The organism is Lacinutrix neustonica (assembly GCF_026625145.1).
Taxonomy (GTDB): Bacteria; Bacteroidota; Bacteroidia; order Flavobacteriales; family Flavobacteriaceae; genus Lacinutrix; species Lacinutrix neustonica.
The window spans coordinates 1,197,703-1,220,043 of the sequence record NZ_CP113088.1; the positions used below are offsets into that span (position 1 = coordinate 1,197,703).

Below are 22,341 nucleotides of genomic sequence, written 5' to 3' on the forward strand. Positions count from 1 at the left end.
TATATACTTTTAAAATGACTACAAATAACCACAATAACATTGCTACCTTTATTCACTTATCTACCTTTTCAAGGTTTCTCATTCCATTTGGTAATTTTATTGCGCCATTGGTTTTATGGATCATTAACAAAGATAAATCGGAATTTATAGACGAACACGGCAAGCAAGCCATTAATTTTCAGATTAGTATTTTACTCTACAGCATCATTATAGGTTTAATTACTGTACCCTTTTTCTTATTTAATCTTTTCGGAACATTCGATGTCATCGATTTCAATTTTTTTGATGGCATGAACCTAAATATTAGTCATCCCACACCTCTATTTTATATAGGAGGTTCCATTGGATTCTTAGCCGTTGTCGGGTTTATATTGGAAATTGTGTTTGTTATTAAGGCCAGTTTAAGTGCCAAAGAAGGGGCTTATTATCACTACCCGCTAACCATTAACTTTTTAAAATAAATCGATACTGACGTATTTCAGAAAAAAATAATCATCAATTCAATCAATCAAAAAATGAACAGTTTAACAAAAATTAAAAGGAAGCCATGCAGCAATTAGTAAAACGAATCAATCCAAGCGTTTACCATGCGAACGGTATAACCCCTTTAAAAAAAATGAGCACATGAAAATAGAAAACACAAAAGCACAAATGCGTAAAGGTGTTTTAGAGTATTGCATCTTATCGGTCTTAAAAGACGAAGATGCCTACGTCGCCGAAATTTTAGGCACATTAAAAGACGCCAAATTACTTGTGGTAGAAGGGACTATTTATCCTTTGCTAACAAGATTAAAGAACGCAGGCCTTCTTAATTACCGTTGGGAAGAATCTACCTCAGGACCTCCAAGAAAGTATTACGGACTCACAGAAACGGGACAACTGTTTTTAAAAGAATTGACCACCACTTGGGACGAATTACAAACCGCAGTTAACATTGTAACACCATCAAAAACTAAAGCAAAATGAATAAAACAGTCAACATAAATTTAGCAGGTATATTTTTTCACATAGATGAAGATGCATACTTAAAATTACAGCGCTATCTTGAGGCTATAAAACGTTCATTTACAGATTCTCAAGGCCGTTCTGAAATAATATCAGATATAGAAGCTCGTATCTCAGAATTATTCACAGAACGTGTAAAACATGACAAACAAGTTATTGGCACCAAAGAGGTTGATGAAGTGATCTCCATTATGGGACAGCCCGAAGACTATATTGTAGATGATGAAATTTTTGAAGATGAACCTCAAAATCACTATAGAAGTAAAAGTGCTAGCAGAAAACTTTTTAGAGATACAGACAACTCCTATGTTGGAGGTGTTTCAGCTGGATTAGCACACTATTTTGGTGTCGATGCCATCCGGATTAGACTCATCTAGTTAATTCCGGTTCTAGGATTTGGTACAGGTGTTTTAATTTACATACTACTGTGGATTTTTATTCCTGAAGCAAAAACCACTTCAGAAAAAATACAGATGACTGGTGAAAGTGTTACCATTTCTAACATTGAAAAAAAAATTCGTGATGGTTTTGGTAGCGTTTCAGAAAGCATAGGACCCAATCTTCAAAAAGCAGGGGATAAACTTAAAGAGGGTTTTGAACAAGCAAGTGAAGGTATGAAAAGGATAGATTCTAATCGCATAAAAAGCAGCTCACAAACTTTTTTTGATACGCTTGCGGAAGTCTTCACTTTCCTATTAAAGATTTTCGCCAAATTTATTGGTATCATACTAATGATCACTGGTGCTGCTGGTGTAATTGCTACAACAGTTGCCGTTATATCTTCAAACTTTATAGATCACGTGCACATGGGTAATTCAGACTTTCTGTGGTTATCTCAAGCCTCTGAAACACCTTTATGGTTAGTATCTCTACTGTTATACTTTATTATTTGCATCCCCTTATTACTCTTGTTCTATTTAGGATTAAAAATCTTAATAACCAACTTAAAATCGATGGGTAATGTGGCTAAATTCACCCTTTTGGGAGTCCGGGTATTGTCACTAATAGGTATTGCCATCGTAGGAGCAAAACAAAGTATCTCTTACAGCGAGAAAGCACCAGTGATTCAGAGTAAGACATTAGAGACTATAAACTCACAAGATACTTTAGTATTATCTATGAGAAGTAATGATCAATTTGCAGAAAATTTCAACAGACGTTTCCGCAATTTTAATACTGGATTTAATGAAAATGGAGACCGAGTAGTCTATTCACAAGGCATTAGGCTACTTGTAAAATCTACTCAAGATAGCGTTGCAAAAGTAAAAGTCATAAAAACGGCTCGAGGAAGTTCTTTTGATGGTGCCAAAAAAAGGGCCAGCCGTATTTCTTATAGTTATGAATTAAAAGATAACACGCTTTTATTAAACAACCATTTCACGATACCTAATAATGAATCTCAGCGGGATCAAGGCGTAGAAGTCACTTTATACTTACCCGTTGGCAGTACATTATATGCTAATGAAAATGTTTACAATTACCATAGTAATGATTCAAACAGGTTTAATGACCTTTTAGATCAAGGCATGGAAAATCATTATCTAACAGTTGAAAATGGAAAACTTATTTGTAACGATTGTCCGAGAAGACTTTGAGGAAAATGAAGATTTTGAAATCGATGTCAATATCAATAACGACAATGCGAAAATTAAAATCAACACCCAAGGTTTTCAAGCTGAAACCGATGAAAACACTTTAATTATTGATGAAAATGGCGTGAAAGGCAGCACTAAAAATGTAAAAGTGAACATTGATGAGGAAGGCGTGAAAATAACTTCTGAAAAGAAAGAATAAACCAAGACAACATGAAATCAATCAAAACAATCATTACCACCACGCTTTTCTTAGGCCTCTGTTATAACGTAGTCGCTCAAGCGTCTATAAAATCAGAACTATTTATTACATTAAAACAAAGCGATAGCTTACTTTTTAATAATGGTTTTAATACCTGTGATATCAAACCGTTTGAAACCTTAATTGCAGACGATTTTGAGTTTTATCATGACCAATCGGGTGTTACATCATCTAAAGAAGTCTTTATCATTGGGATAAAAGACGGATTATGCAATGCCAAGAACACTATAAAGTCAAGACGTGAATTAGTAAATGGCAGTCTTTCTGTTTATCCGCTATATAGCAAAGGCGTTTTATATGGCGCCATTCAAAAAGGAGAGCACCAATTTTATGAATCACAAGAAGGGCAGCCTGAACAAAAAGCCAGCCTTGCTAAATTCACTCATTTATGGATAAAAACAGAAAATAATTGGCAACTAAAAAGAGTTCTAAGTTATGATCATACCATAAAAAAGGAACCGAAAACCGAGAACGCAAAAGTGTCTCAAGATCTTCTAGAATCTTATACTGGGCACTACAATGCTAAAACTTCAGGACTTGTAGTGATTTCGAAAACAGAAAAAGGTCTGCACATAAAAGCAGGAAAAATGGATGCCGATATTTTTCCTAAAACAGAGACCTTGTTTACGCATCAGCAGGCCCCTTTAACTTTTGAGTTTATATCAGACTCACAAGGACATATCGAAAAGTTTATAGTCCGAGAAAACAATAGCATTGTAGAAGAAGCTATTAAACAATAATTCATTAATCAAAAAACCAATCAACATGATAACCATCGTTAAATTCATCACCAATATACTCATCGATATTTTCTTGTAATCACTTTCTAAAACCACTTAGAATCAACAAGTACATAACCATTTCAGGCTTTTTAAAAGTTTGGGATGGTTTTTGTTATATCTTTGCCATAACCATAAACGATACTAATGAAAACAAAATTACACCTACTTCTACTTACTACCTTTATAACACTCACTGGTTTTTCTCAGAGTAGTGAAAAAATAAAAGGCAACAGAAATGTCACCACCCAAATTACTGAAATACTAAATTTTAACAGGCTACTCATTGGTGATGATTTTAAGCTAAAAATAAAATATGGAGATCAAGCTGCGGTACACATAGATACAGATGACAATTTACACGAGGTCATCAATTTCGCTGTGGATGATACTGGCACTTTGTCTTTTAAGACCAACAAAAGAATCACATCAAGTAAAACGATGGATATTACTGTAATCTATAAAGACTCGCTTAAAATTATTGAATTAAAAGAGGATGCAGAAATTACTGCTACTGTAGATTTAAAATTAAAAGATTTCATCTTGAAAACAAAAGAATCAGCAAAAGCTTATATGACCTTGGAAGCCGATCATTTCACCTATATAACCGCAGGCAAGAGTGAGTCTGAATTAAATGTTACCGCAAACACCATTACATTAGAAATGAGTGATAACAGTGATTTGGAAGCACTGTTTAATGCGTCAACTATTAACATGAACCTTTTACAACGCAGTGATGCGAAAATTGAAGGCGATGTGGATGATTTAATTATTAAAGCGGATAATAACATAACTCTAAAAGCCGATAAACTTGAGGCAAAAAACTGTAATTTACTTACTGAAGGCCGATCTGAAATTTACCTTCAAGCCACTAAAAATTTAACTATTGAAGCTTCGGTGATACAGAAACGTACATATATGGGAACCCGAAAATAGATTTGAAAAAATTTGATGATGAAGCCATAATAAGAAAGAAATAGCGCGCACTTAAAGCGCCCTTTTTTGTAATTTACAGTTTGATAACGCCTTAAAAAGCTTATCAATCTCTAACGGTTTCCATAGTATGGCATCAAAAAGATGAGTACTCTCTTTATTGTCACTAGTTAAAACATCTGCGGTTACGGCAAACACCGGTGTTTTTTGGTTTTTATTAGCTGTGGTTTTTATCAATCGTGTCGCTTCAAATCCATTCATTACTGGCATGTGTACATCCATAAGAATGAAATCGTAGGCATTCTTTTTAGAAGCCTCTAAAGCGGCTTTTCCGTCTTTGGCATGATCGGTATCAATACCCCAATTGGTTAGCACTTTTCGCATTAACATGGCGTTTAAAGGGGTGTCTTCAGCAATTAAAGCTTTTTTTCCTTTTAGCAATTCAAAATCAGTAATTTCGATAACTTCCTTTTTAGCGACGCGCTTTAATTTAATCGTAAAATAGAATTCTGAACCTTTATTAAGAGCACTCTTGACTTCAATTCTCCCTCCATATAAGGATACCAATTTCTTTACTATGGCCAGGCCTAAACCCGTGCCCCCCTGTTCTCCTGGTTGTTATAGGCTTTATTTGAGAAAAACTATCAAAAATAACCTCCAGATCTTGTTTAGAAATGCCTTCACCGGTATCTTTTATAATAAATTTAATCTTATCGTGTATATCATCCTGCGCTATGAGTTGCGTATGAAATATCACATCCCCATCTCTTGTAAATTTTATGGCATTACTAATTAAGTTCCCTAATATTTGAGCCATTTTTGGCTGATCTATTAGGTAATGTTGTTCCTCCGGAATACCGTTTTTTAAAATAAGATTTATACCTTTATTATTCGCCGCATTCCCGTATAAGTTTAATATGTTTGCACACAGCGCACTAAAGTTTATATTATTCTCTTCTATTACCGATTTATTGGAATCTAACTTTGTAAAGTCCAAGATGTCATTAACTATAATAATTAAGTTATTCGAGGCAAACTGCAAACTATCAAATAATTTTTTATCCTCACCCCTAATCTTATTTTTCAATAAAGACACAATGGTCGTTATGGCATTTAAAGGGGTTCTAATCTCATGACTCATTATAGATAAAAAATCCTGTTTCTGCTTTAAAATATGCTTTTGATCTCTATTTTTCTTATCTATCGCTTTTTGCTTTTCTCTTTGAATTTTAGCCTCATTCTCTAGTATATTCATCCGGTTTATCAAGTCGTAATTCTCAATAATTCTTAAGGCTTGAGTCGTCATGACACTTTCCTTTTCCTTAAGGTAACACTCTAAATAAAACAAGGACTCTTTAATATTATTAGCCCCTTTGAATATAAGGTACAGTAAATGGTAATTTTTAATTTTTATAAGCGATATATTGTATGTTACCGTAAGTTTCAAACTTTGTTTAACGGTTTTTTCTGCTTTAGTGTAATCGCCTAATTCACAATATAACTTACCCAATTTACTGAGGGACATAGAGGCTCCCATATTTTCGACTGTTTCTTGATGAATTTCAATTGCTTTAATAAAATCCTGTTCCGCTTTTTTATATTCTTTAGTGAATAAATATACTTTTGCCCGACCGTAAAGGGCAAAACCATAACCTCTTATATCGCCACTTTCCTGTTTTAATTTTAGAGAATAGGTGATCATTCTCATCGCAATTTTTGACTTGCCTTTTTTTAGTACTAAACCAGTAAAGATTATTAAATACGTTGGATTCTAAATTGGTATCGTTAATTTTCCTAGCATTTTTAATGGCACTTTTATAGGCTTTAAAGGCATTTATTGTATCCCCAAGATATTCATAAATGGTTCCTATCGCTTTTTCAACTTTAGAGAGGTTTGAAAAATCATCATATGTTTTATAAATAGTCATGGCTTCAAGCAAATAATACAACCCTTTATGATGATTATCAGACTTATAAAGCACGCTGCCTAAAGTGTACTTGGCATCTGCTATGCCCCTTTCATTTTTAATAGCCTTAAAACAGGTAATGGCTTCACTTGATGCCGCATTCGACTTTTCAAAATCACTAATGATCATGTAAAAAAGCCCCAGCTTGTTTAAACTATTGCCTATTAATAATTGGTCCTCTAAATCTCTACTCATTTGTAAAGCTTCTTTAGACAAGGCGATACTCTTAGACAAATCACTTGTGCGACCTACATACGCTTTCTCCAAAAGCGAATTAACACGTTCCATTTGAGGTAGATTAGTAAAAGCCATTAATTTCTCAGTATTCGCTTCGATTAGGGACAAACTTTTAATTTTTCAAAAATAGATAAATTATTTCATAACCCGATAATTGTTTTTAAATCAGAAGCTTAAAAAGCCAAAACATAGTTTTGGCTTTTAGTTCGTCGTGATCTGTTGTTAATCTTTAGTTATAGGTAGAAGTACTCACCTCAAAAGTAGAATCTTTTGCCGCTAAGTAGCGCTCTGCGTCTAAGGCCGCCATGCAACCGGTTCCTGCCGCAGTAATCGCCTGACGATACACATGGTCTGCTGCGTCACCACTTACAAATACGCCTTCTACATTAGTTTTAGACGTCCCTGGTTTCGCATTTACAATATATCCTGTTTCGTCCAACTCCAAATAATCTTTAAAGATATCTGTGTTGGGTTTATGACCAATAGCTACAAAGAAACCTGTAGCAGGAATATCGTGCTTTTCATTGGTTTGATTATTTACTACTCTTACCCCAGTAACCACTTGTCCGTCACCTAAAACCTCTTCCGTTTCCGTATTGAACAAAATTTCAATATTAGGGGTGTTTTTTACGCGTGAAGCCATAATTTTAGACGCCCTAAATTCATCACGCCTTACTAACATTGTTACCTTTTTACATAATTTTGAAAGGTAATGTGCTTCTTCACAAGCGCTATCTCCTGCTCCAACAATAACCACTTCTTGGTTTCTGTAAAAGAACCCATCACATACAGCACATGCTGAAACACCACCGCCTAATTTCAAATATTTTTGCTCAGAATCTAAACCCAAATATTTAGCACTCGCACCAGTAGATATTATAATGGTGTCACAGTGAATTTCTTTTTCATCATTAACCCACACTTTATGTATATCGCCGTGAAAAATCAACTTTGGTAATCCAGCCGTTTCTAACGTCTGTTTCAAAACGCTCGGCTTGACTTTGCAGTTCCATCATCATTTCTCGGACCAGTAATACCTGTTGGGTACCCTGGAAAATTCTCAACATCGTTTGTTGTTGTTAATTGTCCACCAGGCTGTGTTCCTTGGTATAACACGGGTTTCATATTCGCTCCGGCTGCATAAATCGCAGCAGTATAACCTGCAGGACCAGATCCTATTATTAAGCATTTTACTCTTTCTATTGTATCAGACATGTTTCATTATTTAATACAGTAAAAGTAGTATTTTTGGTAGAAAACTTACAGTTAAGTTATCAACAGATGTTATTAAACAATAATGATTTTTTATGAAACCAAGACAAAAGCATACGTCCTAGTTATGCTAAATGGTTACACTCAACTTATATGGCGTTATTAACTTGTTTTTCCCAACATGGCTTTACCTATTGCATAGTAGATAACAGTATTTGGAATATAAAACACAACGGTTCCATTAACTGCAATAAATGTGAGGATCGCTATTTTAAATCTGAAATGAGCTATTAATAAGACCGATTGTGCTATCTGAAAATCATCTTTATACCTATATTCCCCATAACAAAAAAACACAATGTATTATGGGAACTATAGCGACAGATGAACGACAAACCACCTTGTTTTACAACTCGGAAACCTCATTAGGAAAACAAACGCATGCTTATGTTTACGGATTAGACAAGAACCTTCAAGCCATAGACATTTCTAAAACGAAAGTTACGGGAACACAGTGGGCTACCATTGCCGAAAATCTAGACCTATCTATTTCGAATTTAATAAACACGGAACATCCCGATTTTAAGTCGGAATACGATGACACCACGAGTTTCGATGATAATGATTGGATAAAAGTGTTACATGCGCATCCAAAATGCTTAAAAGCTCCCGTTTTAATTTTTCAAAAAAATTACTTTCTAGTGGACACCCCTTCTGAAGTAGAGCGCATAATAAAAGTGAAAGCCGAAGGATTTGATGCCGAAATTCTGATTGAGACCTGTGTTTTTTATAACACAAAATTAAAAAGCAGATAGTTACCTATCTGCTTTTTAATTTATTCAATCTACTAAAATTTAATTACTATACCATTTTTAATAAAGTACGGTATGCTTTTAAAAGAAATTAGCATACAAAATTATATGATAAACGCTCAGTAGCATATATACATATAACATTTTTTTATATAACACTCATTATTGATTTAATATAGTAATAAGAACAGAAGAAAATTATAAATTATAATGTATCTTTAATATATTTTTTTTCAAAAAACCCGACATGACCAAAAAGATTAGTGTTATACATGATGAAGTTAAAAACATTGTTTTATCGTTAGCGGCAGAACTAAAAGCCGATCACGATATTGACAACAACCAAACGTGCTTTGATTTTCCGAGATGACTATGGTGATGGGTATTTTAAATCTATTACGTTTGACTTTGGTGTTGGTATTATAATCGCTGATTGCTTACTCAAGAAAGATCTCTGCATTGAATTCACAAAAGAAAAAATAAACCCCTTGAAATTATTGTTCAATCTAAACGCCCCTATAACACTCCTTGGTAGTGATATAGAACACAGGTTAACTAGATTAGAAAGCTTAATGTTCTCACCTGCGACGAGCGAGTCTCAGACATTAAAATTTACAAAAGATAAACCCACAACTTTTCTCTGTATACACATTAACAGAAAAGTGTTTGAAGAAAAATTAGAGCAGTTTATAGGTGATATGAGTGTGGACTTGGAAACACTCTTTAGGGATCTTAACGGTATTAATAAATTTTATTATAAAAGCTTTTATACTTTAGAAATTTCAGAATTAATCGAGGAAATAAAATCATGTGATCTCTCGGACTTCATGCAATCCGTATTTTTAGAAGGTAAAACGTATGAAATTTTGACTTTATTTTTGCAACAGTTTACTGAAAAGCGTAATGAACCGGATGATCTTAAACTGCTAAGAAAATCCACAATCACTAAAATTGAAGCGGCAGTAGATATTATAAAAAAAGAACTTGACATCAGAATAAGTGTTAACGCACTTGCAAAACGTGTTGGTTTGAACCGGAATACACTTCAAGCTGGTTTCAAGCAACTCTTTTCTACTTCTGTAAACGAATACATGAGAGACCATAAAATAGAGCGTGCAAAAGTATTATTGGAAAATTCTGATTTAAACATTACGGAAATCACTTATAAAATTGGTATTAACTCCGAAGCTATTTCTCAAAACTATTTAAAGAACGCTACGGATTAACCCCTAAGCAGTATATCGGTCAATCAAGAGTCAAAAAAGAAAAGTCGGCATAATTTACATAGTTAACAATAATAATTCCTTCGAGAATAACGCTTTAGAAGTTTTTTAATTACTAAAAACCAAGTTTAGTTTCAAAAAAAAGCGCCCAAAAGTGTTATTCTTCGTTTCAGAAATGTTAATCTATATAGCCCTTTATTTATTTATTTGCATTCCAAAACTTACCAACCAACCAATGTCATTTTTAATGAAAAGGAAGTTTTATCTATGAAAATAATAAACATTGAGAGTACTAAAAACACTCTCATTTTAAAGGAACTAAACGCTTACATTCAAGGAGAAATTACAGAGAGTTTTGGAGAAAGCATCTTAACTTTCAATAATAGTCTTGGGAAAGGAACGATTCGCAGTATTAGTTTTGACTTAGGCGTATCGTTGTTAGATTACAATGTGAATTTTAATGAGGATATAAAAATTGTTTTAAGAGTGGCGAAAGAAAGCCCTATTGAATTTATATTTGTTTCAGAAGGGAATTTAAAATTCACCCCTGATAGCGAAGAAAATCCTGTGCTATTGGAACGTTATCAAAATGTTATTATTTCTAATAAATCAAATGCAAAAAACACTTTTTATTTTCCGCGTAATATTGACATCAAAGTTAATATTATTGAGCTTATAAAAAAGGAGTTTCAAAAAGGTAAGAATAACTCGAAACGACTTGACAGCCTTCAGAACTCCATACTATCAATATTTAGAGGAGGTCATAATGATGAAGTCTTCCAACACATTGGTAATTACAACATTAAAATTGCAGATCATGTAAAGGAGCTAAATGCAACAGATGAAAAAGGATTAGTAAAATCGCTTACCATCGAAGGACAGTTAAATCTTATATTGGCGCTACAACTCTTAGAACACACAAAACATGAAAATAAGCCGCTATTACCAGATTCCCTTTCAAAAGAAGACATCAAAAAAATACATAAATTGTGTGACTATATTCTAGACAACATCTCTGAGACCACCAATATTGAGCACCTTTCTAAACAGGCAGGCATGAGCCCTAAAAAGTTACAAATTGGTTTCAGATTACTATATAATAAGTCTATTAATGAATACATGAGGCAAATTCGTTTAGAATTAGCCGGAGACTACATTAAAAATACTGATTTGTCCGTTTCAGAAATTGTATATAAGATAGGCTATAAAAGTAGAAGCTATTTTTCAAAGGTATTTTACGAAGGCTATGGTATATTGCCTAAAGAGTATAAAGATAAGGTTAAAAACAAGGCTAATTAAATAGAGGCAAATCTTCATAATTTACTGGTTCCGGAATGGAATTATAAATGATATCATTTTTATAGAACTCTTTAGCTATCGGGTGCCCTTTTAATTCTGTTTGTTGCGAACAATAAGCAAAATAATCTAAGTCTTGTTTTTTATTAGTGTCTAGCCATTCCTCTCGTTGCGCTTCATTAATGATTAATGGCATTTTTGAATTGATATTATGAATGCTACGAATAAAACTGTTTGCTCTTGAAAGTATGGGAGAACAGGTTATAAAACCATCTTCTAATATATTATAAATACCTCCTAAAGTAATAGTAGATTTTAAGGGGGAATAAACCAAATAAGGATAGACTGAACCATCTTTAATGAAAGAGGTGAAAAAGCCAGTAATAATGATAAGACACCGCCTATTTAAAAAGGCATCCTTGTACCATTTGTTTGTCTGCAAATCTGCTCTATTAATATTAAGCGTATTACTTACTTGCTGGAAAGCTTCCCAGTCATCATTAAAAGGCATGGGTAGAATGCCCCAAATGCCATAATCAATAATATGAGGGTTCTCTGAGGTAATTATACTAACGGTATTTTCTTTAAAACCATTAATAATTTTCTCAGTTTCGTAGATTTTTGGATGTTTAAAATGAAGGTTCAATTCATTTTCTACCCTATCTAATTCGGCCGTATTTGAAAGTTTATAGTACATAATTTACACATTGCAATTACGTGAAAATCAACCAATAATAATATTAAAATAACGTTTATTAATAACCCATTCACTGTTAAACTGTTAATTTATTACGACAAAATACAAAGTTCTCAAAAAGGATCTCATAAGTGGTATAGTTAAGCGCAAAAAAGCTAACTTTATACAAGCAATCAATGTATTTTTACTTAAAAGAAAAAAACCATGGAAAATCCCTCTAAAACCCAGTGCATTGCCCCACCCCAACAACTTATAAATTTTCACAATGTCGTCGGCGGTGAAATATCAGAAGATTACGGCCTCTTTAAATTGGTCTTCAATTCTGATTTTGGCTGCGGAAAGATTACGTGTGCCCAATTGAGCAGAGGAATTTCTGTTCTAGATATTGAGGTCCTTCTTACTAAGGATCTTCGTTTTAGATTGGGAACACCTGACGCCCATCTGTTTCATTTTATATATTGTTTAGAAGGTACGGCACATTTTAAATCCAATCACGACGACAAATATCAAAAAATTGAAGAACTTAAATCGGCGTATTATCATGTGATCATAATTCAGAAAACAAAATAAACATAAAAAAAGACGTCTCTTTTGCCATTAATATTATTAGCGTCGACACAGCTTTGTACTTTAAAACATTTAATAACCACCCAGGATAACAAGAACACCATCAAACTTCAAGAACTGTTTAAATCCTTTGACAGCTTTAAATCGTACATTTACCAATGCACTTACAACCTGAAAGTAGCCGAGCAATTACGGATTTCTAAGGACGCTATTCTGACTAATACCATTACAGATTTAATACGTTTTGAAAGTCAGCACTTATTAATGCTCGCTTTGCATATTGAACAGTTCTATAAAGAAATACACCAAGAAAGACCAACTGCCACTTTAAACAAGACGGAATTAAACAAAATTATACAGCTTACAGACTATATTATAGAGAGTCCGGAAATTCAGCACTCCATAAGCAGTTTGTGTGCCAAAATTTATATGTCACCTGCTAAATTACAAGAGGGTTTTAAAGAAATGCATGATACTACGGTAGCCGATTTTATACGTAATGTTCGCATTGACAAGGCAGAAAAACTACTTAATGAAACCGATTTAAATATCTCTGAAATTGTGTATACCATAGGATTAACCAGTAGGAGTTATTTTTGTAAAATATTCAAGAAAAAATACAACTGCAGTCCTAAACGTTATAGAAAACTCATACGAAACAAAGAAATAGCTTAAAACGTAGCTACATTAATAATGAAAAAAGGATGCCTAAACAGCATCCTTTTTAATTAGCATTAATTATCAATCAACCAATGAAAATGATAATTAATCTACTAAATCTTCTAACCTTTTTATTCTAGACAAACTGGTTTCGATTTTATCTTTTTGTTTTACTAATACATTTTTAGTTGACATCGGCAGACTCGCATCTTCTAAGACTTCTTTATAATCATCGATAGCGGCTTTTTCGCCTCTTATAGACTCTTCCAACATGCTTTCTTCATTTTCAGTAGAGAAAAATGCTTTCACATCCATCCATGCTCTGTGAGCTGAGCCTGTGAAACTTCCACCTTTATCTACCTCTTGTCCAAAGGATTTTATTTCGTCTTTTAACTCGTGCCCAAAGTCATAGCGTAATTGTGCTTGTTTGGTAAAATATCTTTTTAAACCGGCGTGGTCCACATTCTCTGCCGCTTTCTTATATCCTTTTTCGGCATCGTATGTTCTTTCCAATAATTCGTTAAGCTTTTTTCCAACTTCTTCTGTGTAAGTGCTCATAATTTTTTTTGATTTATAATTATATAACTTTTTTTTAAGATGTATACTCATTAACATCTATAACACTAATTTACATTTAAAACCAAAACTTACTTTGCTCAAAAAAACGAATTTATATCTCAAAAAAGTGTTAATGATTTTAAGATTTAAAGGGAGACCTTAGCGCCGGATTTCTTTACAAAATCTGGTTTAAATTGTTCTAACAGGAACAACAAAGCGTGCTCTGTATTTGAAAAATTCTGCTCTGGATTTTCAGAGCGATTAATGATTTGAAAAGCCTTGTCAATGGAGCCATTTTTATAACTTTTAGAAAGTACTGGATGCACATAATATTTTCTACATACATTTCTTGTATTACCCAATGCTTTTGCCGCAGCATCATAACATTGTAGTATGTTTTTATCTTTCTGTTTCTCGTCTTCTGTTGGTTTTAAATCATATAATGTATCCGGAAAGACCACTGAAGCTGCCCATGTTCTAAAATCCTTTGCTGTAAAATGCTCATTGCAAACAGCATACAAATAATCGTTTACCATAGCGCTATCGATACCTTGTTTATCACCCTTTTCATCAAAATACTGAAACAATTCCCAACCAGGTATTTCAAGACATTTATTCACGAGGTGACGTAACGCTTTGTTACGAACGCCAATAGTGTGCTTTTTACCTTTTTTGCCAGTAAACTCAAATTTTATTTTATCTTTTTCAATATGAACATGCCTGGTTCTTAATGTCGATAAACCATAGGTTTTATTGCGTTTCGCATATTGTTCGTTACCAATTCGAATATGAGTCTCTTCCATTAATTTAATCACCAGTGCTAATGTTTTATTCTTGGACCAACCCTTTTGTTGCAGATCCCTATCTAGCTGTTCTCGTATTAAAGGCAAAAACTTACCAAAAAAACGCATTCTGTAAAATTTGGTTTGATTTCTAATTTTATTCCAAACAGGATGGTAGCGGTATTGCTTTCTCGGATTTATTATCACGGCCCGTGGCTTGTAAGTGTGTGTTCTCTAAATAAGAAATATTTACATTTTCCCAAGCGGGAGGAATTACTAAACTGAGAATGCGATTAATGAGCGCTTCATCTTTAATAATATCGCCATCGTAAGTGTATAAAAAGTCTTCTTTCTGTTTTTTTCTTTTTATTTTGAGAAGCGTATCATTTGCATAAACTAAGTTCAATTTTTCTATAGCTATTTCTGGTTCATACCGGAGCTGTCTTAAAAATTGTTCTTCCTTAGTCAATTTTACCTTCATAACACTTACAGATTACGCTGCTCCTCAATATAATTTTTATAATCTTTAGCTAGAGCAGTCTTTTCTTTTTCTTTTAATGCTTTGCCAGCCAACTGAAACACTTCATGTTCCTCTTCGTCTAGATGATGTTCTACTTTTTCTTTTAGCTGTTTGGCAAATTTTAACCATGCAGAGGAGTCATATTCTGTTTCTTCTAATTTCTCAATAATTTCATCAATTTCATGATGCTCTGCTATGCTATGTCTTGATTTTTCTTGAGTTAAGTCGTCATTGATAAGTGGTACGTAAAAAAAACGCTCTTCAGCATCTGCATGAATGTTTAATTCGTGTTTAATAGCCTGAAAAACATGGTCTCTGTGTTTTGTATCTCCGGAGGTTTCAACTAATTGATCTAATAAGGCGCGTTGGATGTCGTGATCTACTCGTAATGCTTCAAATATATTCATTGCTATATAATATTTAGGATTAAAAAAAGCCTTAACAACTTAATGGTTAAGGCTTTTTATTAGGTTATAAAAATAGAATTAATCTTTATAAATTACTTTAGCATCTTGTATATTTGCTAAGGCATCATTCATATTAGTAAAATATCTATTTCTCTTATTGTACACTCTATCTCGGTTTATCTCCAACGATGTAATATCTCACATCCAACTCCGGTGCGTTAAGTGTCACCTGGTCTGAAACTCTCATGTTTTTATCCCCAATCTTAGTATCGGTAGCTTTGAGCTCAGAAATAACGTATAAGGTTGAACCAGTGGCTCTAATCTCTTTGATATCCATTTTATGCTCCATTTCAGTCACTTCTGCTTCGACCATAAGGGTTTGTTCCATTTTATCCCCCATATCATCTGGCATGTCAACATCAACATAAGGTACTTCTACCTCTTCCTCTTCCATAACAATAACCACCTTAGGCACTTTTACCATTGTTGTTCTTGTTCCCACATTTACATCTGCCCAATCCACGTCATAAGATGGTAATTGTCCCGCCTTGGTATCGACATCTACATCGACTTCCGGAAGTTCTGCTTCTCTATTTTGATCTATTTTACAACTTGTTGTTGCCAATGCCAATAATAATATGGCACTCATCACTAAATTTTTCATAATTTAAATTGGTTTATTTAATTAAATTTATTCATGTAAAAATACATAGGAAAAACAGGAGGTTGGTGCTCAATTAATATAGATATTAGCTTAAATAAAAGACAACAAACAAAAAAAAAAATCAGCAATATGCTGATTTTTCTTTTTTTGACTTTTAGAAAGTATTTTAAAAGTTATCGAATAAGTTTCTTCACCAATAACATCAATCCAAATTTACTGGCAAATTTAAGACCTGATTGAATCCATTGTGCTGGACGTAAACTTTCTTGAAACTCTCCCTTAATGCCTTTCATTTCTTCCGGAGCTATTTGACGTTCCAGATTAAGACGTTTCAAATCCATATCTATTTCATTAAAATTCGAATATTGCTTCATTTATTTAAAAAAAGTTTTAGATAATTTCTGAACGACGCTCTTATTAATCATATTCCGTGTTAAATAAAGTATCACAGACAACAAAACAAACAATCCTCCTACAATAACAAAGCCTGCAGCGTAGTTGGCTATTAATGCGCCTATTAAAAAAGCCAATGCTATTGCCATGAAAAATAGACCAATTAAAGCCAATCCTCCAATTAATATCGCTTTCAGAACCATACTAATGGAAACAGAGACTTGTTGAAAGATTTTAAGCCTATAATACTCGTAAGATTTTTTAAATAGCTTCTCACCAGTATCTACAGCATGACTTGATGTTTCATTCAAAGAATTGAATATAGACATATATTATACTGTTGTATTACTTAAATCTGATTTACTTAAGTCTGATTTTTGATATTTTTTGTTTTTAGCTTTTAAATCTGCCAATTTATCTTCTAAAGAAGAAATAACATCGTCGGCTTTATAACTTGCGTTGTTCGCTAAATTTTCTAACTGACTTTCCAGTGTTACTTTTCCGGAAGCTACTGAACTCATGACTTGATCCTTTAAATCAATAGCTCCTGTGGCTACTCTGTCTTTTACATAATTAGCCTCTTCTGTTAATTTCTTTCTCGTATTGACTCCTTTATCAGGTGCAAACAAGATTCCGAGAGTTGCCCCAATGGCTGTTCCTAATAATAATCCTAATGCGGTTGTGCTGTTATTGCTCATAAATTTATTTTTTAATATTAAACATTACTTTTATATAAGTTTGCTAACTTACATTTGTCTTACAAAGATAAGATTTGTCTTCAAAAATCTCTAAAATGAATTATTAAATCTTTGTTAATTCAATAATATATACATTGATTTTAAGAAAAATTATGGAAATTTATCAGCATAACATAAAAATCATGAATAATTCCATAACAACAAAAAACCCATACAACGGTGCTCTATTAGAAAAATATTTAATGCATTCTGAAGATAAGATAGATTCCATATTAGAAGTTTCAGAAACAGTTTTCAATGATTGGAAACATGTAAGTCTTAAAAAACGAACCAAATTATTAAGAAACCTAGGAGATGTTTTAAACAACAATATAGAAAGGTACAGTAAACTCATGACAGAAGAAATGGGAAAGCCCATTACTCAAAGTCGAGCTGAAATTAAAAAGTGTATCAAACTTTGTGATTTTTACGAGGCAAACGCCGAACGTTTTCTATCAGATAGACTTATTGAAACAGGGGCGTATGAAACTTTTATAAGCTATGACCCCTTAGGTCCCGTACTGGCCATCATGCCTTGGAATTATCCCTTCCGCAAGTATTTCGTTTTGCTGTGCCCACATTAACAGCTGGCAACACCGGATTATTAAAACACGCATCCAATGTTACTGGATGCGCATTAGCCATACAAGAAGCCTTTGAACAGGCTGGCTATCCTATTGGTTGTTTCCAAACACTACTAGCCAATCACAATAGCATAGAAGCTATTATAGCTAATGATACTGTACAAGCCGTATCCTTAACAGGCAGTGAGAAAGCAGGCATTAGTATCGCCTCATCTGCCAGCAAAGTTTTAAAGAAATCTGTTTTAGAACTGGGTGGCAACAATGCTTGCATTATTTTGGATGATGCCGATTTAGAGAAACATATGGATACCATAGTAAATGCACGCTTTCAAAATACAGGCCAAAGTTGTATTGCTGCAAAACGCTTTATTGTGACGGAAGGTATTTACGATACCTTTTTAAAACAATTTAAATCCAAAGTTGAAGCCTTGCATTTTGACAATCCTTTAAATGAGACTACTACCACCTCTACACTCGCTAGACCGGACTTAGCTGAAGACTTACAAAAACAAGTTGATGCTTCTATAAAAAAAGGCGCTAAAGTACTAATAGGCAACCAAAGAAAAGAGGCGTTTTTTGAACCCACCATCTTGACTGAAGTCACGGAGCACATGGCCGTTTTTAAAGAAGAAACTTTTGGACCTGTTGCCCCGGTAATAAAAGCAAAGAATGCAGACCACGCGTTCGCATTAGCCACAAACAGTAGATTTGGATTAGGAACCATGGTTTTTACTAAAAATATTAGAGCTGCTAAAAAACGGATTATAGATATTCCGAGATGGCGCATTCTTTATTAACGAACTAGTGAAGTCTGATCCTAGGCTACCTTTTGGCGGTACCAAAGCTTCAGGATACGGTAGAGAGTTGTCTCAAGAAGGTATTCATGAATTTGTAAATATAAAAACAGTATACATTAATAAATAAAACCAATATATTATGATAAAAGAAGAAGATGAAAAAACTAGAGACTATATTTTACAGAAAGATAAAACTACAAAAAGCGTTTCTACCTTTGTTATTGTAGCACTCATCCTTTTGGTTGCTGCAGTAGTGATTTCAGGGTTTGTATTTAAATGGTTTTAAGAACGCCATAAACCCATAAAATAAAAGTCTCTGTAGCAGAGGCTTTTATTTTATACAAAATTTTAAAAGCTGATAGTAACATCTTGCTAAAACAATGAGAAAAAAAAAGTCTCACAACCTCATAAAAAAAGCTCCAGTTAAAAACTGAAGCTCTTTAGTCGGGGTGGCAGGCTCACCCATTTATTTTTAAACAACTGTTATTCAGTATTTTATTTCACTATTTTAAATTATGCACACCTAATTGCACACTAAAACCAAGAAAAGAACTTTTGAGATATAATTTGCTCTCTTTTGATATCATAAAGGTATGAAAAATATTGAATGTTAACTTTTAAGAACGAGACTGGTGTGCAAAAATAGCACTCATTGTGTGATATATAAACCACCGTATACTATACTAAATTATCTCTTCTAATGCAGATTTCCAAATTATAAATCCTTTTTTGTTATCTGAATAGTCGTGTATAATTCTAACAAAGTTTTCAGGGCTATTTTCTAAAAATGTCTGTCTTCCTTTTTCTCTAATAATACTTAGTTGGCTGTCAATTTGTTTTACTTCCTCAATTAATGACGATTTATTTTTAAGGGTATGCCAAATGTAAGTCGCTTCTTCTGTATCCAAGGTTTCCAAAACAACAAAATAACTTTGCTCTCCTGCAAGCAGAAATACGAATGAAAATGGATTGAGGACAAAACGAATTTTCATTATTGACCTTTCATGTCTTTCTGCTAAATATTGAATGTGTTCTGAATGTTTGTATTGCTTATTTTTCAGAATTTCTTTCAACAACTCTTCTGCGTTTGAATACATTTTATCCTGCTCTTGTAATTCATCAGAAGTCAGAATGTTTTGATTTTTGAGACTCAATTGTTTGAGCAATCCTTTATTTAGAAACTGAAATTTCACGCCCTCAACCACTTCTTTATTGATGCGGTCAATATCAGTTGATAGTGCCAATTGAGAAACCAATTTCCCGTTTTCAAATTCAGCAAACAATTCTACAGCAACACTTTTTGACTTTAGAGTTTTGATGAAATAGGGTTTAAGCACCTCAAATTCTGGTCTAATTTCGTTGTTTTCAACCTGAAATTGAAGTTCGGTATTCATCTCTACAACTGAATATTTGAACGCTACACTTCCGTAATGAAACTCCAATTCCTCAATTGGAACCTTGATTTTCTTTTCTATGGTTATAACGTGATTTGAAGTTGTGATTTCGTCCTTTGGTTCATCAAACAAAGTTGCTTGCTTGTCAATTTTTCGATAATAAGTATTTCGCTTTAAGAAAAGTTTGTTGAGATAATCAATCTTGTAATCTCGATAATCATAAATGGTCGGGTTTATTTCCGAGCGTTGCACCCTGCCGATATATTGGATTAGTTTGCCTTCAAAAGAAAAAGGATAGACCAAAAACAAACAGCTAATATTTTGCAAATCTGTTCCTTCGCCAAAATATTGTCCTGTTGTAATTAAAACCTGAAAGTTCCCTTCTTGTAGTGTTTTCCATTTGGCTTTTTTAGAAGTTTCTGAGTCTTCTCCACTAAGTGTAACGGATTCATACGAATGTTTTAAAAACAAATACAGCGTATCAATATGCTCTTTTCGTTCGGTGATGATAACAGCCTTTTTACCTTGATTCAGTTCTGTTTTTACATCTTCTAATATCAGTTTGCCTCGGGCAGTATCGTGAATTAATATTTTTGACAAAGCTTCAAAATTATCAGTTTTAGAGTTGTAGGGAACATCTAATTTCGTGCTGCGAAGGATGATTTTTGCCTGTTTATAATTTTCAATTTCAGTGGGTTGAATATTGGCAATGATTTTTCCCAAATGGGTGAAAATCATTTTGCCATCACTGTATTTTCGGAAAGGGGTAGCAGTTAATCCATACAGATAATATACTTGTATTTTTTCAATCGTATTTCTAAAAGTTTCGGCAGGAACGTGGTGACATTCATCCACTATGATAGTTCCAAATTGATTTTGAACAGACTCTATTTGTTTTGGCAAACTTTGAATCGTTGCCACGGTAATTTGTTTACCGATTTTAGACTTCCCTTTACCGATAACGCCAATATCTTTTTTGGGAATACCCAAAAATGCTTCAATCCGTTCTATCCATTGCTCCAATAACTGTTTTCGGTGAACAATAATAAGTGTAGGTTGTGCCTTATCCGCAATTACTTTTAATCCAATAACTGTTTTTCCTGAACCTGGTGGTGCAACTATTACTCCATAATCCTTTTTAGAAACCGTTTCAATTACACCTAGTTGATGATTTCGCAAAGCAGCATTAAACGCAAAAGGAATAGTTGGTCTTAGCTTTCTTTCATCAACAAACTCAAATTCGATTTGTGATTCCTTGCAAAACCGCAGTAGTCTTCCGATAAATCCACGAGGAATGAAAATTTCACTTTCTGATTCCTCAATCAGTTTAAAATAACGAGCTGTTTCAAATGTATTTCTTCCTGATTTCTTTTTGATGAAAAATTCAGAGTTTGCAAAATTTAATTCTTCTTTCAGAAAATGAGTAAGCGTTGACGTTAATCCATTTCTGCTGATTCGTATCGTATTGTTTAAAGAAATGCTAAGTTTTCCATTTGTTGGTTGCGGAGTTATTATCGGAACATTAGGCGATACTATTTTGCATAGCTCGTCTAAAAAATCTATGGAAACTTTTTGAATATTTTTCAGGAAATCCCATTGGTCTGTGAATGGTTCAAATGTTTACGGGTCAATAAAGGAGTTATTTCCCTTTTCAAAAGTTGGCTTAAAAAGTGGCAATGCAATCAAGTTTCCAAAGCCTTTGCCTGAAAGAAAATCCTGATTGGGAAACAATCTATCAAAACTGGAGCTTTTATCAAATATTGAAAACGCTCCCGATTGTTCTAAAATTGAAATGAATATTTTGCGACTTCTTATGGCGGAATATGGTTTATCAAAAAATATCCAAACGTGTCCACCATTTCCTGAACGTGAACGCTCCAAGTAGGCCGGGATTTCTTTTGCTTTGCAAGCATTCAGAAATGTAACGGTTTCCTCTTGCCAATTGGCTTTATCAAAATCTGCTACTAAAAACCAAGTGGTATTGTCTTGTAATAAGGGATAAACTCCTATATGATGAAAACCCTCCAAATGCTTTTGAATTTGTCCATCTGTAAGTTTTGAATAAGACTTTTCTGTGAAATTCTGAAATGTACCTCCATTCATTTTATGTGCCCTTAAACGATATGGGTCATAAAAATAGGCTGGCATATAGCCCGACTTCTTTCCTTTCTCCCACCGAACCGCAAACACATCTTCACGACCTTTGAAAAGGGAGCGGAAGGTTGCAATTTGAGAAGAAGTGGAAACATTCATTGAAAGGAAG

31 protein-coding genes and 2 pseudogenes are annotated in these 22,341 nt (G+C 33.5%); 18 read left to right on the forward strand and 15 right to left on the reverse strand.

Features of this window, described 5'->3' with window-relative positions:
* Positions 1-14 precede the first annotated feature (14 nt).
* The 7 genes from N7U66_RS06630 (at position 15) to N7U66_RS06660 (ending at position 4,574) form a co-directional block, all read left to right on the forward strand.
* Positions 15-461 carry a DUF4870 domain-containing protein gene (locus tag N7U66_RS06630; RefSeq protein WP_267677818.1) on the forward strand — a complete coding sequence of 149 codons (447 nt, stop codon included), beginning with the start codon at positions 15-17 and terminating at the stop codon, positions 459-461.
* A gap of 163 nt (positions 462-624) precedes the next feature.
* Positions 625-966 carry a PadR family transcriptional regulator gene (locus tag N7U66_RS06635; protein ID WP_267677819.1) on the forward strand — a complete coding sequence of 114 codons (342 nt, stop codon included), beginning with the start codon at positions 625-627 and terminating at the stop codon, positions 964-966.
* Positions 963-1,382: a PspC domain-containing protein gene (locus N7U66_RS06640; protein ID WP_267677820.1), complete on the forward strand. Its 420-nt coding sequence runs from the start codon at positions 963-965 to the stop codon at positions 1,380-1,382. Before N7U66_RS06635 ends, N7U66_RS06640 begins: the two co-directional genes overlap by 4 nt.
* Before the next feature lie 96 nt (positions 1,383-1,478).
* The gene (locus N7U66_RS06645; protein WP_267677821.1) at positions 1,479-2,600 is read left to right on the forward strand and encodes a hypothetical protein; all 1,122 of its coding nucleotides are present in this window, start codon (positions 1,479-1,481) and stop codon (positions 2,598-2,600) included.
* Positions 2,560-2,799: a hypothetical protein gene (locus N7U66_RS06650; RefSeq protein WP_267677822.1), complete on the forward strand. Its 240-nt coding sequence runs from the start codon at positions 2,560-2,562 to the stop codon at positions 2,797-2,799. Before N7U66_RS06645 ends, N7U66_RS06650 begins: the two co-directional genes overlap by 41 nt.
* Positions 2,800-2,810: 11 nt before the next feature.
* On the forward strand, positions 2,811-3,599 hold the full coding sequence (locus tag N7U66_RS06655; RefSeq protein ID WP_267677823.1) for a nuclear transport factor 2 family protein: 789 nt from the start codon (positions 2,811-2,813) through the stop codon (positions 3,597-3,599).
* Positions 3,600-3,785: 186 nt separating this feature from the next.
* On the forward strand, positions 3,786-4,574 hold the full coding sequence (locus tag N7U66_RS06660) for a GIN domain-containing protein (RefSeq protein WP_267677824.1): 789 nt from the start codon (positions 3,786-3,788) through the stop codon (positions 4,572-4,574).
* Positions 4,575-4,625: 51 nt separating this feature from the next.
* On the opposite strand, the gene N7U66_RS06665 is transcribed toward N7U66_RS06660, so the two are convergent.
* The 4 genes and pseudogenes from N7U66_RS06665 to trxB form a co-directional block, all read right to left on the reverse strand.
* Positions 4,626-5,138: a response regulator gene (locus N7U66_RS06665; protein WP_267677825.1), complete on the reverse strand. Its 513-nt coding sequence runs from the start codon at positions 5,136-5,138 to the stop codon at positions 4,626-4,628.
* Entirely contained in the window at positions 5,110-6,273 is a 1,164-nt protein-coding gene (locus tag N7U66_RS06670) for a tetratricopeptide repeat-containing sensor histidine kinase (RefSeq protein ID WP_267677826.1), read from the reverse strand. The genes N7U66_RS06665 and N7U66_RS06670 overlap by 29 nt, the downstream gene beginning before the upstream one ends.
* On the reverse strand, positions 6,176-6,883 hold the full coding sequence (locus N7U66_RS06675) for a tetratricopeptide repeat protein (protein ID WP_267677827.1): 708 nt from the start codon (positions 6,881-6,883) through the stop codon (positions 6,176-6,178). Before N7U66_RS06675 ends, N7U66_RS06670 begins: the two co-directional genes overlap by 98 nt.
* Positions 6,884-7,004: 121 nt before the next feature.
* Positions 7,005-7,990 (reverse strand): annotated as a pseudogene (gene trxB, locus N7U66_RS06680) (thioredoxin-disulfide reductase).
* A gap of 362 nt (positions 7,991-8,352) precedes the next feature.
* On the opposite strand from trxB, the gene N7U66_RS06685 reads away from it, so the two are divergent.
* From N7U66_RS06685 to N7U66_RS06700, 5 genes and pseudogenes are all read left to right on the forward strand, one after another.
* Complete coding sequence (locus N7U66_RS06685) at positions 8,353-8,802, forward strand: arsenate reductase family protein (protein ID WP_267677828.1); 450 nt, start codon at positions 8,353-8,355, stop codon at positions 8,800-8,802.
* Between the two features lie 244 nt (positions 8,803-9,046).
* The gene (locus N7U66_RS06690) at positions 9,047-9,169 is read left to right on the forward strand and encodes a hypothetical protein (protein WP_267677829.1); all 123 of its coding nucleotides are present in this window, start codon (positions 9,047-9,049) and stop codon (positions 9,167-9,169) included.
* A gap of 457 nt (positions 9,170-9,626) precedes the next feature.
* Positions 9,627-10,025: a helix-turn-helix domain-containing protein gene (locus N7U66_RS22475; protein WP_390886644.1), complete on the forward strand. Its 399-nt coding sequence runs from the start codon at positions 9,627-9,629 to the stop codon at positions 10,023-10,025.
* Positions 10,010-10,078: pseudogene (locus N7U66_RS22480) on the forward strand (hypothetical protein); the annotation flags it as partial. The gene N7U66_RS22475 and the pseudogene N7U66_RS22480, both read left to right, overlap by 16 nt.
* 211 nt (positions 10,079-10,289) lie before the next feature.
* A complete protein-coding gene (locus N7U66_RS06700) occupies positions 10,290-11,321 on the forward strand; it encodes a helix-turn-helix domain-containing protein (protein ID WP_267677831.1) in 1,032 nt (343 codons plus the stop codon).
* On the opposite strand, the gene N7U66_RS06705 is transcribed toward N7U66_RS06700, so the two are convergent.
* Positions 11,314-12,015, reverse strand: a complete 702-nt coding sequence (locus tag N7U66_RS06705) for an SOS response-associated peptidase family protein (protein ID WP_267677832.1) — start codon at positions 12,013-12,015, stop codon at positions 11,314-11,316. The two genes, N7U66_RS06700 and N7U66_RS06705, sit on opposite strands and share 8 nt — an antisense overlap.
* Positions 12,016-12,219: 204 nt before the next feature.
* Between N7U66_RS06705 and N7U66_RS06710 the strand changes: the two genes are divergently transcribed.
* Together N7U66_RS06710 and N7U66_RS06715 are read left to right on the forward strand one after the other, a co-directional pair.
* Positions 12,220-12,585, forward strand: coding sequence for a hypothetical protein (locus N7U66_RS06710; RefSeq protein WP_267677833.1), 366 nt, complete (start codon positions 12,220-12,222; stop codon positions 12,583-12,585).
* Between the two features lie 21 nt (positions 12,586-12,606).
* Positions 12,607-13,257, forward strand: coding sequence for a helix-turn-helix domain-containing protein (locus N7U66_RS06715; protein WP_267677834.1), 651 nt, complete (start codon positions 12,607-12,609; stop codon positions 13,255-13,257).
* Between the two features lie 90 nt (positions 13,258-13,347).
* Here N7U66_RS06715 and N7U66_RS06720 read toward each other — a convergent pair whose 3' ends face one another.
* From N7U66_RS06720 to N7U66_RS06750, 8 genes are all read right to left on the reverse strand, one after another.
* Positions 13,348-13,800, reverse strand: coding sequence for a ferritin-like domain-containing protein (locus tag N7U66_RS06720; RefSeq protein WP_267677835.1), 453 nt, complete (start codon positions 13,798-13,800; stop codon positions 13,348-13,350).
* A gap of 146 nt (positions 13,801-13,946) precedes the next feature.
* The gene (locus N7U66_RS06725) at positions 13,947-14,789 is read right to left on the reverse strand and encodes a DNA topoisomerase IB (RefSeq protein ID WP_313791442.1); all 843 of its coding nucleotides are present in this window, start codon (positions 14,787-14,789) and stop codon (positions 13,947-13,949) included.
* Positions 14,740-15,063: a hypothetical protein gene (locus N7U66_RS21495; protein ID WP_313791443.1), complete on the reverse strand. Its 324-nt coding sequence runs from the start codon at positions 15,061-15,063 to the stop codon at positions 14,740-14,742. The genes N7U66_RS06725 and N7U66_RS21495 overlap by 50 nt, the downstream gene beginning before the upstream one ends.
* A gap of 5 nt (positions 15,064-15,068) precedes the next feature.
* Entirely contained in the window at positions 15,069-15,509 is a 441-nt protein-coding gene (locus tag N7U66_RS06730) for a hemerythrin domain-containing protein (RefSeq protein WP_267677836.1), read from the reverse strand.
* Positions 15,510-15,675: 166 nt separating this feature from the next.
* Complete coding sequence (locus tag N7U66_RS06735) at positions 15,676-16,173, reverse strand: hypothetical protein (protein ID WP_267677837.1); 498 nt, start codon at positions 16,171-16,173, stop codon at positions 15,676-15,678.
* A 173-nt stretch (positions 16,174-16,346) separates the two neighbouring features.
* Entirely contained in the window at positions 16,347-16,547 is a 201-nt protein-coding gene (locus N7U66_RS06740) for a hypothetical protein (protein ID WP_267677838.1), read from the reverse strand.
* Positions 16,548-16,895, reverse strand: coding sequence for a phage holin family protein (locus N7U66_RS06745; protein ID WP_267677839.1), 348 nt, complete (start codon positions 16,893-16,895; stop codon positions 16,548-16,550). It abuts the gene before it with no gap.
* Positions 16,896-16,898: 3 nt separating this feature from the next.
* Positions 16,899-17,264 (reverse strand): YtxH domain-containing protein, encoded by a 366-nt coding sequence (locus N7U66_RS06750; RefSeq protein WP_267677840.1) that lies wholly within the window; start codon positions 17,262-17,264, stop codon positions 16,899-16,901.
* A gap of 182 nt (positions 17,265-17,446) precedes the next feature.
* Here N7U66_RS06750 and N7U66_RS21500 point away from each other — a divergent pair, with 182 nt between their 5' ends.
* The 4 genes from N7U66_RS21500 to N7U66_RS06760 are packed head-to-tail and all read left to right on the forward strand — an operon-like array spanning position 17,447 to position 18,970.
* Positions 17,447-17,887: an aldehyde dehydrogenase family protein gene (locus N7U66_RS21500; RefSeq protein ID WP_313791444.1), complete on the forward strand. Its 441-nt coding sequence runs from the start codon at positions 17,447-17,449 to the stop codon at positions 17,885-17,887.
* On the forward strand, positions 17,875-18,684 hold the full coding sequence (locus tag N7U66_RS21505) for an aldehyde dehydrogenase family protein (protein ID WP_313791445.1): 810 nt from the start codon (positions 17,875-17,877) through the stop codon (positions 18,682-18,684). The genes N7U66_RS21500 and N7U66_RS21505 overlap by 13 nt, the downstream gene beginning before the upstream one ends.
* 7 nt (positions 18,685-18,691) lie before the next feature.
* A complete protein-coding gene (locus N7U66_RS21510) occupies positions 18,692-18,811 on the forward strand; it encodes an aldehyde dehydrogenase family protein (protein ID WP_313791446.1) in 120 nt (39 codons plus the stop codon).
* Positions 18,812-18,823: 12 nt separating this feature from the next.
* On the forward strand, positions 18,824-18,970 hold the full coding sequence (locus tag N7U66_RS06760; RefSeq protein ID WP_267677841.1) for a hypothetical protein: 147 nt from the start codon (positions 18,824-18,826) through the stop codon (positions 18,968-18,970).
* A gap of 397 nt (positions 18,971-19,367) precedes the next feature.
* Here N7U66_RS06760 and N7U66_RS06765 read toward each other — a convergent pair whose 3' ends face one another.
* Positions 19,368-21,257: a DEAD/DEAH box helicase gene (locus tag N7U66_RS06765; protein ID WP_267677842.1), complete on the reverse strand. Its 1,890-nt coding sequence runs from the start codon at positions 21,255-21,257 to the stop codon at positions 19,368-19,370.
* Between the two features lie 441 nt (positions 21,258-21,698).
* Entirely contained in the window at positions 21,699-22,331 is a 633-nt protein-coding gene (locus N7U66_RS06770; RefSeq protein WP_267677843.1) for a TOTE conflict system archaeo-eukaryotic primase domain-containing protein, read from the reverse strand.
* Positions 22,332-22,341: the final 10 nt, after the last annotated feature.